Raw genomic sequence first — 14,182 nt, forward strand, 5'->3', positions numbered from 1 at the left:
CCTTCATTGCTTACAGTCAGTAGCCGCCGCTTGCGCTAACAAGGCGGGCATAGCCCACCGAACCCTGCCCGGCGCCCACACTATTATGTTGGGCATGCTCCAGCAGGTATCGGCTCATGTGTTCCCACTGTTTCTCATCAAGACCCTGCAAAGCAACTTCCTGAACCGGGTCAACCTCGTCTACTTTTTCAATTACAGGCGTTGCCGTAACAGAGTTTGATGCCATCGCATCTGCAGGCGATGCTGCACCGGAATCCCAGCCTGTGCCAGCGCCGAAGCCAACTAGCAGCGCGGTTGCCACCATTGCAACCGCCGCAGGCCATTGCCACGGCCATCGCGACTCTCGATACCGGGGAACCTCAGGCGCTTGCGATTTTACCCGGCCATCCAGCTCCTCACGCACCGCAGCACTTACATCGATACCCTCAGCCGGGGAGTGGCCTCGGTGCATCAAATCATGCACACCTTGCCACCGCTGCCACTGGGCACACACATCTGCTTGATTTTCATGGGATAACAAACGTCGAACCGACAGTTCGTCGGCCTCATCATCCATCATGGCAGACAATGTTTCTCTGAGACGATCATCCATAGGATGCACCTTCAATTACGTCATCGAATGATTGAGCAAGGGCCCTAGATGCTTGTCAACAGCATCTCTGGCCCGAAAAATACGCGAACGTACAGTGCCAATGGGGCACTCGAGAATCCGCGCTATGTCCTCATAACTGAGGCCGTCGTACTCCCGCAGAAGGAAGGCTGACCGCAGCTCTTCCGGCAAGTTGGCAATGGCATTACTGAGCTCTTTCTGCAACTGGTCCCGTTGCAGCAAACGCTCTGGCGAGGCCACATCGCGTAAGCGCCGCCCGCCGTCAAAGTTCTCTGCTTCGGCAGAATCAGCCGTGCCCTGAGGCCTTCGGCTGCGAGACTCAAGATGATTTTTCGCAGTGTTCACCGCAATCCGGTAAAGCCAGGTATAAAAAGCACTATCACCACGAAAGCGGTCAATGGCACGATATGCCTTGATGAACGCCTCTTGAGTAAGGTCCATGACTTCCTGACTGTCGTAAACATAACGACTGATGATCGAGGCCACCCTTGACTGGTATTTCACAACCAAGAGATCAAACGCTGCGCGATCACCGTTCCGAACTTTGCGAACGAGCTGAAGATCGGTTTGACTGTCTGGCTGATCAGCCTGTTTTTTTTCGTTATCGGGTGCCATGGACGATATGCCAGTACGCTCCGGTTTGGTGGCCAGTTTACCGGCCGATACGAGTTTCTGATGGTTCATACTCACTGTCTGGCGCCCGTGGTTAGGAAACGACGACCCAGCCATTAAAGGCCTGTCATCCATCAGGCCAAATAGACAGCAAGCGTAAAGTTTAGTTCAATACACACCCACATTATGGCCTGCGATAACGACCCGATGCCACAGTCCTATGAATACGACGTACTTATTATTGGTAGCGGAGCTGCCGGCTTAACCGTTGCACTGAATCTGCCAGAGCACTTAAAAATATGCGTTGTCAGCAAAGCCGACATTAGCAGCGGCGCAACACTCTGGGCTCAGGGGGGGATAGCCGCCGTTCTGGATGACCAAGACTCTACCGAGAACCATGTGCAAGACACACTTGCGGCAGGCGGCGGGCTTTGTAACGAAAAGGCCGTGCGCTTTACGGTAGAGAACAGCAAGGAAAGCATTAAATGGCTTATCGGCACAGGAGTTAACTTTACCCGGGACACAGACGCCCAACTCCACCTTACCCGTGAAGGTGGCCATAGCCATAGACGCATTATCCACGCGGCCGATGCCACCGGGTACGCTGTATCCACAACACTCACAGCCCAAGCGCAAGCCAGACCAAACATTGAACTCAGATCGGGGCGCGTTGCGGTCGATTTGATTACCAACCGTAAACTGGCCTTACCGGGCAATCGTTGCGTTGGGGCTTACATACTGAACCTTGAAGACAACCATGTGGAGCTTTTTAGAGCGCGCTTCACTGTGATCGCAACCGGCGGCGCATCCAAGGCGTACCGGTACACCACCAATCCAGACGGTGCCTCCGGAGACGGCATCGCTATGGCCTGGCGTGCAGGCTGTCGCGTGGCTGACATGGAATTTAACCAGTTTCACCCAACCTGCCTGTACCACCCCCACGCAAAGTCATTCCTTATTACCGAAGCCGTTCGAGGTGAAGGTGGGCTATTGAAACTGCCCGATGGCTCCCGCTTCATGGATCGTTTTGATAAGCGTGGAGAATTGGCACCTCGGGATATAGTGGCCAGAGCCATCGACCATGAAATGAAACGGTTGGGTGCCGACCATCTGTATCTTGATATAAGCCATAAATCAGCTGAGTTCATCCGGCATCACTTCCCCACCATTTACGAGAAATGTCTGGAATTTGGCATCGACATTACCCGCGAGCCTATTCCCGTGGTGCCAGCCGCGCACTATACTTGTGGTGGCGTTGTCAGCGATGAGCGCGCGCGAACCGACATTAACCAGCTCTACGTGGTCGGGGAAGCTGGATTTACCGGGCTCCATGGCGCCAACCGAATGGCCAGCAATTCGTTACTGGAATGTCTGGTATATGGCCGAGCCGCTGCCGCCGATATAACACGCCGGGAAGCAGACATTCCACCTCCGCCAGACGCTCCTGCATGGGACGAAAGCCAGGTTCGGGATTCCGACGAAGACGTTGTGATCTCACACAACTGGGACGAACTGCGTCATTTTATGTGGGATTACGTAGGCATAGTGCGCACCACCAAGCGCCTTCAACGGGCGAAGCACCGAGTTGATCTACTGGCCGCCGAAATCAGCGAATTTTATAGCAACTACCGAGTAACCAACGACCTACTGGAACTGAGAAATTTGGTCACAGTGTCTGACTTAATTATTTGCTCAGCATTGCAGCGAAAAGAAAGCCGCGGCCTGCACTACACACTGGATTATCCGGGACTACTGCACGAAGCCCGCGATACCGTACTGATACCAACGACCTACAGAACCCCTTCGCCGTAAAGGGATGACCAAGAGAGCAACTATGCAAGACACCCACCGTTCTTCAGAAAACCCGGAGTTCAAACGCCTCTGGTGGCACAGCCGTCGCGGCATGCTGGAATTGGATGTCCTACTGATTCCATTTCTGGAGGAAGCCTATCTGGATCTGGATGCGGCAGATCAGGAACGCTACAAAAAACTCCTAGCCTGTGAAGACGCCGACATGTTCGAATGGTTCATGCAGCGTGCCCGTCCAGACGATGCCGACCTGCAGCGCATCGTTGATATTATTCTTACCCGTGTCCAGCCAGATTGATCTGAAGCTAACACGCTGTGGTGCTGTTGGCTGCCTAGCTGCAGCACCGTGGCTAGCCGCAAGCGCGTTCTTACTGATTGCAGGTGCTGCCGGTAAACACTGGATGTACGGGCTGGTGCCGCTAACTCTAGCGGGCGCTCTAGTTCAATACCGACTAAATGGGCTATTGGCTGGACCATCGGCGGTTGTGGGTTTGAGCCAAAATCAAAATACTCTCTACGCACGCCTCGGCAATGGGCAAGTTCTCGCGGTGAGCGCCTGCCCTTCGAGCCGCATGAACTCCAAGATGGCGCTCTTGAAACTCAAGCCTGCCGCCTCCAAATATACCGCATATTCGGTAGTGTTACTCTCCACCACACGGATAACTGGTAACCTACCCGAAGATCAGTTTCGTCGCCTGAGAATGTGGCTCCGACTTGGCCGCGCTCAGCAACCCTCTGAATAACATTTTGCCCGGAGTTCTCCAATGACTGGCACAGAAGCACCTGTTTCAGCCTCGGCTGCATACACATCCGCGGAGTTTCCACCCACCGCTTACGGTCGCGCCTTGCTAACCAATCGCGTTCTGATTCGTATCGCCGGGCCGGGAACAGATAAATTTCTGCAAGGCCAGCTCAGCCAAAGTCTTGACGACGTCAAAACCGGCAAATCACCTCGCGCCGCAGGTGCCACACCTAAAGGCCGGGCCTACTGCCTGACGCGCTTAGTCCGCGATGGCGAAGACATTCTAATGGACCTGCCATCCGAACTCGCAGAATCCATCATGACCCACCTGCGCAAATACTTGATGCTCTTTCGTGGCACCTCCATGGAGCTGCAAACAGAGGCCCAGATCATTGGACTGCTAGGCAATGAGACTACATCGATTCTTGCTGGAGAAAACGTGAACACCCTGACGTCCTCTGGAGATACTCTGGAGCTGGACTCAGGGTTTTTAATTCGGACAGAAAGTACCGCTGAGGGGCTGCCGCGTTTTGAACTCTGGCAAACCAGTGCAAACGACCTTGCTCTGGAGAGCATCCCACAGAAAACTCTAGCCGACTGGCAAGCTTCGGAAATTGCCGCAGGCGTTCCAATGTTGAGCACGGCCACCAGCGAATCCTATGTGCCGCAGATGCTCAATTGGCAACATCTTGGCGGCATGCATTTTAAGAAAGGCTGTTACACCGGCCAAGAAGTCATCGCTCGAATGCACTTTCTCGGGCAACTCAAAAAAAGCCTATTTCGGTTTCGCGCCGCTACAACCAACTGCATCCCTGCACCAGGCACCTCCGTTATGGCGGGCGAACGCTCAGTGGGCGAGGTGATTAACGCGGTCGGCTTCAATGATGGTTCTTGCGAATTACTTGCGGTGATCAGACACGATGCCGCAAACGACGAACTAACTGCGAACGGCCTGCCAGAGACTTTGCTGGAGCAACAACCGCTGCCCTACACCGTAAGCGAACGTGAGGACACCGAACCAAAGGATACATAAGTTGACAGGAAAACCCGCAAGAGTTTGCTATAAATAGAGTTTATAATTCTGATCTTCGAGGAGCCCGATGAACAACATAATGGGCCTTTCGAACTGACAAGCGGATCCTAACAGAACCATGTCGAATATTGCTGAAACCATCAAAGCGGATCTTACAGCCGCGATCGAAAACGACAAGCTGCTACTCCCCACCCTGCCAGAAGCCGCGCTTCAAGTGCGCGAGATAGCAGAGTCTGAAGACTCTGCCATTGGCGACCTAGTTAAGGTGATTAGCAACGATACGGCGCTTTCTGCTCGTATTATCCGCGTGTGCAACAGCCCTTTGTTTCGGGGCAACCGTGCCATAGAGAACCTGAATATGGCGGTAAGCCGGTTGGGCATGGCCTACACCAGCAACTTGGCCATGGGTTTGGCCATGCAGCAGATGTTTCAAGCAACCTCCGAAATGATCGACAAGCGCCTGCGCGCAACCTGGCAAACCAGTACCGAGGTTGCGGGCGTATGCCACGTGTTGGCCCAACATTATACTAAGCTGAAGCCGGATCAAGCGACTTTGGCAGGTTTGGTTCACCTCATCGGTGTTCTGCCCATTTTGCGCTACGTGGAAGACGAAGACTTGCAGATCAGCAGCATTGTGCTGGATAACATCATTGAGGAGTTGCACCCGAAAATTGGTGTCGCCATTCTTAAGAAGTGGGATTTCCCCAAGGATTTGCAGAATGTTCCTCTAGAATTTTCGAACTTCCAAAGGGAAGTACCAGCCGCCGACTATACTGACTTGGTTATGGTGGCAAATCTGCAACTGATTGCTGGCACTGAGCACTCTTGGGCGCAAATGGACTGGTCTACCATTTCAGCATTTGATCGTCTTGGCCTTGACCCGAATATTGATATGAGCGAAGAAGAAGACCTGAACGCCCAGATGGAAGCGGCTATGGCTTTGCTTCAGTAGCCACTGCCCCTCCCCCTTCAAATTACTGCCTGAGCAGTTACGCGGGGGGAGCCTCCCAAAACACGCTGTGAATACGTCCGTGTACGCTCGGCTCCGCCATCCATGGCTCCGCACGGTTTTGGGAGGCTCCCCCCGCGCAACTGCTATCGCATCACCGGAGTTTCATTCACGAACAACCTAGGTCAGCTCTGGAAGGCAAATCCCAATTTATCGGCCTACATCCCTGCTCTACAAGCCATTCATTAGCTCGGGAGAAATGCTTGCAACCAAAGAATCCACGATAGGCGCTGAGTGGTGACGGATGTGGTCCTTCGAGGACCAGATGGCGGTTACGGTCGATGTGCTGCCCCTTCTTTTTGGCATAGCTGCCCCAAAGCAGAAAAACAACGCCATCACGTTCGCGGTTTACCGTCTCTATCACTCGGTCGGTGAACGTCTCCCAGCCTTTTCCCTGATGGGCGCCAGCCTGACCCTGAACAACGGTGAGCACACTGTTGAGCAGTAAAACACCCTGCTCTGCCCAAGACTGTAAGCAGCCGTGATCAGGCGGCGAAATACCCAGGTCACTTTGGATTTCTTTGAATATGTTAACGAGGGATGGCGGCGTAGGAACGTTCGGCCGTACTGAGAAGCACAAGCCATGAGCTTGACCGGGGCCGTGGTAGGGGTCTTGCCCGAGGATGACAACACGAACCTGATCCAGAGGCGTGCTGTTGAGGGCATTAAAGCAGTGTTTACTGTCGGGGAACAGAACCTTTCCGGCGCTCTCTTCCGCAGCGAGAAATTCCGCCAGCGCCTGCATGTAGGGCTGGCAGAATTCGTCTGCGAGGTGTTCTTTCCAGCCCCGGTCGGATCTGAGATGGTTTGCCAGTACCTCATCAACCGGGTGCATGCTGGTTACTCCTTGTCTTCAGCGCTCTCGCTTTTCGAGCTCTCAGCTTTATGCTCAGGGCGCATAGCGGGGAACAGGATAACGTCGCGGATTGATGGTGAATCGGTCAACAGCATGGCCAGACGGTCAATGCCTATACCTTCACCTGCGGTGGGCGGCAATCCATATTCCAGCGCCATCACGTAATCTTCGTCGTAGAACATGGCCTCGTCGTCACCGGCATCTTTCTCGGCAACCTGCGCCTGAAAACGTTCAGCCTGATCTTCGGCATCGTTGAGCTCGGAAAAGCCGTTAGCAATTTCACGACCACCCACGAAGAACTCGAAGCGCTCCGTCACGAACGGGTTGCTGTCTTTGCAACGGGCAAGAGGCGATACTTCTTTCGGGTATTCGGTTATGAACGTAGGTTGCATCAGGCGATGCTCTGCTGTCGCTTCGAAGATTTCGATGTGAATCTTACCCAAGCCCCAGCCGTTTTTGACGTGAATACCCAAATCCTTCGCAACCTGACAGGCAGAAGCTTCATTCGCAAGCTGATCTGCAGTCACATCAGGGCAGTAGCGCAAAATGGCGTCTACCACGGTCAAGCGCTCGAAGGGCTTGCCGAAGTCGTATTCAATAGACTCTTCCGCTCCATCGGCCAAAATACGGGTGTTCACAACCGTGGTGGTGCCCAGTACTTGTTCCGCAATAGTGCGCAACATGTCTTCGGTAAGGTCCATCAGGTCGTTGTAATCGGCATAGGCCTGATAGAACTCCACCATGGTGAATTCCGGGTTGTGGCGGGTAGAAAGCCCTTCGTTCCGGAAGTTACGGTTAATCTCGAACACCCGCTCAAAGCCGCCTACCACCAACCGCTTCAGGTAGAGTTCCGGCGCAATGCGCAGGTACATATCAATACCCAGAGCGTTGTGATGGGTCATAAACGGCCGTGCTGTTGCTCCGCCAGGAATCACTTGCAGCATGGGCGTTTCTACTTCCATGAAGTCGCGGTCTGCAAAAAACTGTCGCATGGCGGTAATGATCTTAGAGCGCGCGAGGAAAACCCGGCGGCTGTCTTCGTTAACCATCAAGTCAACATAGCGGTGGCGATAGCGCGATTCCGTATCCGTCAGGCCTTTGTGCTTTTCCGGCAGCGGGCGCAACGATTTGGTGAGCAGCACGTACTCATCCATGGTCACATACAGGTCGCCCTTGCCGGATTTTGTCAGCATGCCACGCACACCTACAATGTCACCCAGATCCCAGTGCTTGGTGTCTTTCTGCACATCTTTGGTTGCATAAATCTGCATGCGACCAGTCATATCCTGAATCACTTTAAATGCTTTACGATCAAGCATCATGCGACCGGCCACGGCGACTTTTATGCCCATGGACTCCAGCTCTTCCTTGCTCTTGTCACCGTATTTCGCCTGCAGTTCGGCGGCGGTGGCATCACGCCGGAAGTCGTTGGGGAAGGCGTTACCGTTCTCGCGCAGCTCTGCCAGCTTGGCGCGGCGCTCAGCAATCAGCCTGTTGTCCTCTTGCGGTGCATTCTTGGTGTGTTCAGTCATGTTGGCTCACTAAAAATCAAAGGTGCTCGGGTTGGTTTGGCGATGGTGCTGGTTACAGCGCCATTTTCAGGCTGGCTTCAATAAACTTGTCGATCTCACCATCCAACACCGCTTGGGTGTTGCTGGTTTCAACCTTGGTACGCAAATCCTTGATGCGGCCATCATCCAGCACGTAGGAACGAATCTGGCTGCCCCATCCAATATCAGACTTTGCATCTTCAGCTTTCTGCTTCTCGGCGTTACGCTCTTGCATCTCTCGCTCATAGAGCTTGGCTTTAAGCTGCTTCATGGCCTGATCTTTGTTCTGGTGCTGACTTCGACCGGCCTGACAGGCAACAACAATACCTGTGGGGTTGTGGGTCAAACGCACTGCGGATTCTGTCCGGTTAACGTGCTGACCACCGGCACCGGAGGCACGATAAACATCCACCCTCAGATCTGCCGGGTTGATTTCGATTTCGAAGCTGTCATCCACTTCCGGTGATACAAACACCGACGAGAAGGATGTATGGCGGCGGTTGCCGGAGTCGAAAGGCGACTTGCGAACCAGCCGGTGAACGCCGGTTTCCGTGCGCGACCAGCCGAACGCGTACTCTCCTTGAATATGAATAGTGGCACTTTTCACGCCTGCCACATCACCTTCCTGCAGTTCTACAATCTCGGTCTTAAAGCCTCGGCTCTCTGCCCAGCGCAGGTACATACGCAGAAGCATATTCGCCCAATCCTGCGCCTCGGTGCCGCCCGACCCAGCCTGAATTTCAAGATAGGCGTTGTTGGGGTCCATCTCGCCGGAAAACATGCGGCGGAATTCGAGCTTTTCGAGTTCCGCATCAAGTGTTTCAAGATCCGATTCAATGTCGGTTACTGTATCTGCGTCGTCTTCCTCTACAGCCATTTCAAGCAGGCTTTCTGCATCGGATAGTCCGGTTGTGAGGTTGTCGATGGTGCGAACAATCAGATCAAGGTCAGAGCGTTCTTTACCCAACGCCTGCGCGCGCTCGGGATCATCCCACACTGTGGGCATTTCCATTTCTCGTTCTACTTCGACCAGCCGTTCACTGCGCTGATCGTAGTCAAAGATACCCCCTGAGCGCCTCAGTGCGCTCACGAAGCTCTTTAATCTTCGTCACAATGGGATTAACTTCCATAAGACCATTACTCAATGTTGGAAAATGATGCGAAAACAGTGGCGGGATTCTACCGGAATTTTGGCGGTAAATCAGCCGCTGCATTTGTGCCAGCACTGGTCAGGAACGGCTTTCCGGGAGACGCTGTGAATACGTCCTTGTAAGCTTGACGAAAACATCCATGTTTTCGACACTCCCGGAAAGCCGTTCCTGACCAGCGCCTGATATGTGAAACGAGCCTACGATACTGTGGACTGTGCCAAGTGCAGACCCGCCCCGTGACCACCCACCAAACAGCAAGGCCCGCAATAAAACTAACTCAGCTAGGAAAGCGGCTCCAGATAATCAACCAAAAGCTGCAGATTAGTCCGCCCCCGAAACGTATTGGCATCCGGCTTGTAAACCACACGAGCCCCAGTGCGCGTATAATCGGGAACCTCCGGCCCGGTGTTGAACGCTATGCCATCAATAATGCCGCTGCCGTCCACGGGCTGCAAAACCAGCTTTAAGTGGTTTTCGGCCACAATACGCTGGCTGACCACCCGAAAATCGCCATCGAACAAGGGTTCCGGGAAATGCTGCCCCCAAGGACCCGCACGCTTGAGCAGCGCTGCCGTTTCCAGCGACAGTTCATCCGAACTTAGCGGGCCGTCGGTGGTGATCGCCGCCTCAAGATCTGCGGCTGTGAGAGTATCACGCACAGCCTGATCGAAAGCATCGGAGAATGTATCGAGGTCACTCCGGGCTAAGGTCATTCCAGCCGCCATCGCGTGGCCGCCGTATTTATGCATCACACCTGGATACCGTGAATCCACAACTGCCAACACATCGCGGATATGAAGTCCCGGAATGGATCGGGCTGAGCCTTTTATATCCACACCGTTTTCATCCGGCGCAAAGGCGATGGTGGGTCTATGGGTCTGTTCGCGGATTCTGGCCGCAAGAATACCGATTACCCCTTGGTGCCAATCCTGATCAAACAACGCCAGCCCCCAGGGTAGCCCTTCCAAGTCCAAAGACATGGAGGCGAGTAAATCCTGCGCCTGCGTTTTCATGTCTTTTTCGATGGTGCGCCTTTCCCGGTTAAAGGTATCCAGTTCACGGGCAAGTCTGCGGGCTTCGTCCGGGTTGTCTGCCAGCAGGCAGGCTATGCCAACACTCATGTCGTCGAGCCGGCCAGCGGCGTTGAGCCGTGGGCCAACCACAAATCCAAGATCGGTTGAGCTTATGTTCCCATGCTCTCGGCCAGCCACTTCAAGCAGTGCAAGGATACCCGGGCGGGCTTCGCCTTGGCGAATGCGGCGCAAACCCTGCTCGACAAAAATCCGGTTGTTGTGATCCAGCGGAACTACGTCAGCGACAGTGCCCAACGCAACCAGATCCAACAGGTTACCCAAGTTGGGCTCTGGCTGTGGCAAGAGGCCAGCTTCCCTTAGTTTTTTGCGCAGAGCAGTGAGCACGTAGAACATGACACCCACGCCAGCAGCATTTTTACTCAGGAAGGCACAACCGGGTTGATTGGGATTTACAATAGCGTCGGCATCTGGGAGCATTTCGCCAGCAAGGTGGTGGTCCGTAACCACCACCTTAATTCCCAGTTCCTTCGCTGCGTGTACACCCTCGACGGCTGAAATTCCGTTATCCACCGTCACCAAAAGATCCGGCAGTTCACCCTCTTCTTTCAGTCGCTCAATAATCCCCGGGGTCAGCCCATAGCCATCAGAGAAGCGGCTGGGCACCCGAAAATCAATGCGTTGCAATCCGAGCATGGAGAGCCCGAGCATGGCGACTGCTGTGCTGGTTGCGCCGTCAGCATCAAAATCACCGAGTACAAGCACACGCTGGTTCTGGGCAATAGCACCTGCTAGAAGTTCAACCGCACGGTCGATGCCGCGCAACTCAAAAGGCGAAGCCAGATGCTTGAGGGTGTAACTCAATTGGTTATCGGAGGTAACACCACGAGCGGCATAGAGGCGGCGGAGCAAAGGGGGCAGATCTTGCCCCCAACCCGGAAAGTCTTCCGGGCGGGGACGACGCAGGATCTTTTTGGGTGTCATACAGGGTTATGCATTCTTCCAGTGCTTTGCGATAAACGCCTGAACCCCTGCTCTATCGTTGTCGAGCACGGTGTAACGCTCTTCCCGCTCGAACAGATCCGCCATATGAGCCGGAAGTGCCGGTTTAACCGTCAGTCCGGATTCAACGATGGCGTCAGGGAACTTGGCCGGATGTGCGGTACCAAGGGTAATCATCGGAATTTGGTCATCCCGGCGACAAGCCCGAGCGGCATGCACACCAATGGCGGTGTGGGGATCTAGCAAGTATTCGTTCTGTTGATAGACTTCACGGATGGTGTCACACGTAGCTTGGTCATCAACGGAAGCGCTGTCAAACAGCTTACGGGCTTTCTTCCAGCGGTAATCTTCAATACTAACAGGGCCTTTAGCCGCGTTTTCGAGCAGTTCTTTAACCGCAAGCCCATCACGCCCGTGAAGGTCGAACAACAAACGCTCAAAATTGCTGGACACCATAATGTCCATACTCGGCGAGAGCGTGTGCTCAAGTTGATGCTGCTCGTATTTGTTGCCACTCATAAAGCGATGAAGAATATCGTTTTTGTTGGTGGCGATAACCAGCTGCGATATCGGAAGCCCCATCTTCTTCGCCAGATAGCCAGCAAAGATATCTCCGAAATTACCCGTAGGCACAGAGAACGCCATGCTGCGATCCGGGCCACCGAGAGCTAGAGAAGCATGGAAGTAGTAAACAATCTGAGCCATGATCCGGGCCCAGTTAATGGAGTTCACTGCTGCCAGCTTGGCTTTACCACCCAGAAACGACTGGTCGCCAAAACTCTCTTTAACCATGCGCTGGCAGTCATCAAAATTGCCTTTAATGGCAATATTGTGGATGTTGTCACCCTGTACCGTGGTCATCTGGCGACGCTGTACTTCTGATACACGCTCGTAAGGGTGCAGGATAAAGATATCCACGTGTTCGCAGCGGCGACAGCCCTCAATAGCCGCAGACCCGGTATCCCCGGACGTCGCTCCCATAATTACTGCGTGTTCCTGGCGCTTTTCAAGCACATGATCCAGCAAGCGGCCTAGCAACTGAAGGGCAAAATCCTTGAATGCCAATGTTGGCCCGCGGAATAGTTCCATCACCCATTCGTTAGCATCAAGCTGCACCAACGGAGCAACCGCTTTATGGGCAAACACACTGTAGGTGTCATCAAGCATTTGCCGGAAATCAGCCTCTGGAATAGCCTCTTCCACAAACGGGTACATAATATTGAACGCAAGCTCTGTGTATGGAAGCCCGCGCCAACTGCGAATCTCTTCCAAACTGAAGTGCGGGAGTGATTCCGGCACATAAAGGCCGCCATCGGGGGCTAACCCTGTGAGCAAAACGTCTTCAAAGCCCAGTGCGGGTGCTTCTCCCCGCGTACTGATGTATCTCACGTGAGTACCTGCTGATTATGGTTTTCTCAGTTAAAGTTTTCGGCGCGAATACGTACAACCGGGCCGTCTGTATCAGAGAGGGACTCCAGCTCTTCAATAGCGCGGTTGATTTGCCGCTCCTGCACAGTGTGAGTGAGGATAATGACGGGAATGCGGCCGTCCTTCATCTCTGACTCTTTCTGCATGATCGACTCGATATTGATGCCGTGCTCACTCAGAATGGATGCGATCTTAGCCAGCACACCCGGACGGTCTAAAGCAGTTATGCGCAGATAGTAGGCAGACTGGATATCTTCCATGGACAGTACATCCAGATTTTCCAGCGCATCCGGGGTAAACCCAAGGTAAGGCACTCTCAATGTGCTTCCACTTGCCAGGATGCGCGCAACATCTACAAGATCTGCAATTACTGCAGAAGCCGTTGCTTCATCGCCCGCACCGGGGCCGTAATACATAGTTTGGCCAACTGCATCACCATCCACAAGAACCGCGTTCAGAACGCCATCAACCTGAGCAATCAGGTGGCTTTTGGGAACCAGAGTGGGATGCACACGTAACTCAATACCGTCATCCCGTCGGCGCGCAATGCCCAGATGCTTTATGCGGTAGCCAAGTTGCTCCGCATGGGCAATGTCGTAGGGTGTGATTGACGAAATCCCTTCAGTAAAGGCTTTTTCAAACTGCAGAGGAACGCCAAAACCTGCCGAAGCGAGAATGGTTAGCTTATGGGCTGCATCAATGCCCTCAACGTCAAAAGTCGGGTCTGCTTCCGCGTAACCGAGATCCTGAGCCTCTTTAAGTACTTCAGCAAACGCACGGCCTGCGCGCATTTCGGTCAGAATATAATTACCGGTGCCATTGATGATGCCAGCAATCCAATCAATACGATTACCTGCCAAGCCTTCACGGACGGCCTTCATTACAGGAATACCGCCTGCAACACCCGCTTCATAGGCAACCACAACGCCAGCCCTTTCTGCAGCGGTAAATATCTCGTTACCATGAACGGCAATCAACGCCTTGTTGGCCGTAACGACGTGCTTACCATTGACGATAGCTGCTAGCACAAGCTCACGTGCGGTTTCATAACCTCCGATCAGCTCTACCACAACGTCGACCGCAGGGTCGTTAACCACATCGAAAATCTCGGTGCTGAAGGCCACATCGCCAAGATCTAAATCGTCACGGTTGCGCCGGCTAGCTACCCGGGTAATCCGGATATTACAGCCCGAACGGCCCGCAATAAGTGCGGCGTTACGAGTCAATACATTGAATGTACCGCCGCCAACGGTTCCCAGTCCGCAGATTCCGACATTGACGTCTTTCAAGCTCTCACCTCTGATCCCGAAGGGGTCCTGATGTATTGTAGTAGTGCAGCAACGTGCAAT

13 protein-coding genes are annotated in these 14,182 nt (G+C 53.7%); 5 read left to right on the plus strand and 8 right to left on the minus strand.

Annotation, left to right across the window (positions count from 1 at the left end):
* Positions 1 to 16: 16 nt before the first annotated feature.
* A complete protein-coding gene (locus tag KO508_RS17745; protein ID WP_216009594.1) occupies positions 17 to 592 on the minus strand; it encodes a sigma-E factor negative regulatory protein in 576 nt (191 codons plus the stop codon).
* 15 nt (positions 593 to 607) lie between these two features.
* Positions 608 to 1,294 carry an RNA polymerase sigma factor RpoE gene (gene rpoE / locus KO508_RS17750; protein ID WP_216009595.1) on the minus strand — a complete coding sequence of 229 codons (687 nt, stop codon included), beginning with the start codon at positions 1,292 to 1,294 and terminating at the stop codon, positions 608 to 610.
* Positions 1,295 to 1,429: 135 nt separating this feature from the next.
* Here rpoE and nadB point away from each other — a divergent pair, with 135 nt between their 5' ends.
* The 5 genes from nadB to KO508_RS17775 all read left to right on the plus strand — a co-directional run bounded on the left by nadB (position 1,430) and on the right by KO508_RS17775 (position 5,758).
* Positions 1,430 to 3,034 carry an L-aspartate oxidase gene (gene nadB, locus KO508_RS17755; RefSeq protein ID WP_216009596.1) on the plus strand — a complete coding sequence of 535 codons (1,605 nt, stop codon included), beginning with the start codon at positions 1,430 to 1,432 and terminating at the stop codon, positions 3,032 to 3,034.
* 22 nt (positions 3,035 to 3,056) lie between these two features.
* The gene (locus KO508_RS17760; RefSeq protein ID WP_216009597.1) at positions 3,057 to 3,329 is read left to right on the plus strand and encodes a succinate dehydrogenase assembly factor 2; all 273 of its coding nucleotides are present in this window, start codon (positions 3,057 to 3,059) and stop codon (positions 3,327 to 3,329) included.
* Positions 3,313 to 3,774: a hypothetical protein gene (locus KO508_RS17765; protein WP_216009598.1), complete on the plus strand. Its 462-nt coding sequence runs from the start codon at positions 3,313 to 3,315 to the stop codon at positions 3,772 to 3,774. The genes KO508_RS17760 and KO508_RS17765 overlap by 17 nt, the downstream gene beginning before the upstream one ends.
* Positions 3,775 to 3,795: 21 nt before the next feature.
* On the plus strand, positions 3,796 to 4,806 hold the full coding sequence (gene ygfZ, locus KO508_RS17770) for a CAF17-like 4Fe-4S cluster assembly/insertion protein YgfZ (RefSeq protein ID WP_216009599.1): 1,011 nt from the start codon (positions 3,796 to 3,798) through the stop codon (positions 4,804 to 4,806).
* Between the two features lie 118 nt (positions 4,807 to 4,924).
* Positions 4,925 to 5,758 (plus strand): HDOD domain-containing protein, encoded by an 834-nt coding sequence (locus tag KO508_RS17775; RefSeq protein ID WP_216009600.1) that lies wholly within the window; start codon positions 4,925 to 4,927, stop codon positions 5,756 to 5,758.
* A gap of 166 nt (positions 5,759 to 5,924) precedes the next feature.
* Here the strand turns inward: KO508_RS17775 and ung are convergent, their stop codons facing one another.
* The 6 genes from ung to KO508_RS17805 form a co-directional block, all read right to left on the minus strand.
* Positions 5,925 to 6,650, minus strand: a complete 726-nt coding sequence (ung, locus tag KO508_RS17780) for a uracil-DNA glycosylase (RefSeq protein ID WP_216009601.1) — start codon at positions 6,648 to 6,650, stop codon at positions 5,925 to 5,927.
* 5 nt (positions 6,651 to 6,655) lie between these two features.
* Positions 6,656 to 8,203, minus strand: a complete 1,548-nt coding sequence (gene lysS / locus KO508_RS17785) for a lysine--tRNA ligase (RefSeq protein ID WP_216009602.1) — start codon at positions 8,201 to 8,203, stop codon at positions 6,656 to 6,658.
* Positions 8,204 to 8,255: 52 nt separating this feature from the next.
* A protein-coding gene (gene prfB / locus KO508_RS17790; protein WP_216009603.1) for a peptide chain release factor 2 occupies positions 8,256 to 9,351 on the minus strand; the annotation gives its coding sequence in 2 pieces (ribosomal slippage) (positions 8,256 to 9,278 and positions 9,280 to 9,351; 1,095 coding nt in all).
* 302 nt (positions 9,352 to 9,653) lie between these two features.
* Entirely contained in the window at positions 9,654 to 11,387 is a 1,734-nt protein-coding gene (gene recJ / locus KO508_RS17795) for a single-stranded-DNA-specific exonuclease RecJ (RefSeq protein ID WP_216009604.1), read from the minus strand.
* A 6-nt stretch (positions 11,388 to 11,393) separates the two neighbouring features.
* Positions 11,394 to 12,794 (minus strand): threonine synthase, encoded by a 1,401-nt coding sequence (thrC, locus tag KO508_RS17800; RefSeq protein ID WP_216009605.1) that lies wholly within the window; start codon positions 12,792 to 12,794, stop codon positions 11,394 to 11,396.
* Between the two features lie 26 nt (positions 12,795 to 12,820).
* Entirely contained in the window at positions 12,821 to 14,122 is a 1,302-nt protein-coding gene (locus KO508_RS17805) for a homoserine dehydrogenase (protein WP_216009606.1), read from the minus strand.
* Positions 14,123 to 14,182 lie beyond the last annotated feature (60 nt).

The organism is Marinobacter salexigens, from assembly GCF_018860765.1.
GTDB classification, from domain to species: domain Bacteria; phylum Pseudomonadota; class Gammaproteobacteria; order Pseudomonadales; family Oleiphilaceae; genus Marinobacter; species Marinobacter salexigens_A.

Bases quoted from the DNA above. Each gene is read 5' to 3' on its own strand.
- KO508_RS17745 (WP_216009594.1), bottom strand. From the start codon at position 592: ATGGATGATCGTCTCAGAGAAACATTGTCTGCCATGATGGATGATGAG.
- rpoE (WP_216009595.1), bottom strand. From the start codon at position 1,294: ATGAACCATCAGAAACTCGTATCGGCCGGTAAACTGGCCACCAAACCG.
- nadB (WP_216009596.1), top strand. From the start codon at position 1,430: ATGCCACAGTCCTATGAATACGACGTACTTATTATTGGTAGCGGAGCT.
- KO508_RS17760 (WP_216009597.1), top strand. From the start codon at position 3,057: ATGCAAGACACCCACCGTTCTTCAGAAAACCCGGAGTTCAAACGCCTC.
- ygfZ (WP_216009599.1), top strand. From the start codon at position 3,796: ATGACTGGCACAGAAGCACCTGTTTCAGCCTCGGCTGCATACACATCC.
- KO508_RS17775 (WP_216009600.1), top strand. From the start codon at position 4,925: ATGTCGAATATTGCTGAAACCATCAAAGCGGATCTTACAGCCGCGATC.
- ung (WP_216009601.1), bottom strand. From the start codon at position 6,650: ATGCACCCGGTTGATGAGGTACTGGCAAACCATCTCAGATCCGACCGG.
- lysS (WP_216009602.1), bottom strand. From the start codon at position 8,203: ATGACTGAACACACCAAGAATGCACCGCAAGAGGACAACAGGCTGATT.
- recJ (WP_216009604.1), bottom strand. From the start codon at position 11,387: ATGACACCCAAAAAGATCCTGCGTCGTCCCCGCCCGGAAGACTTTCCG.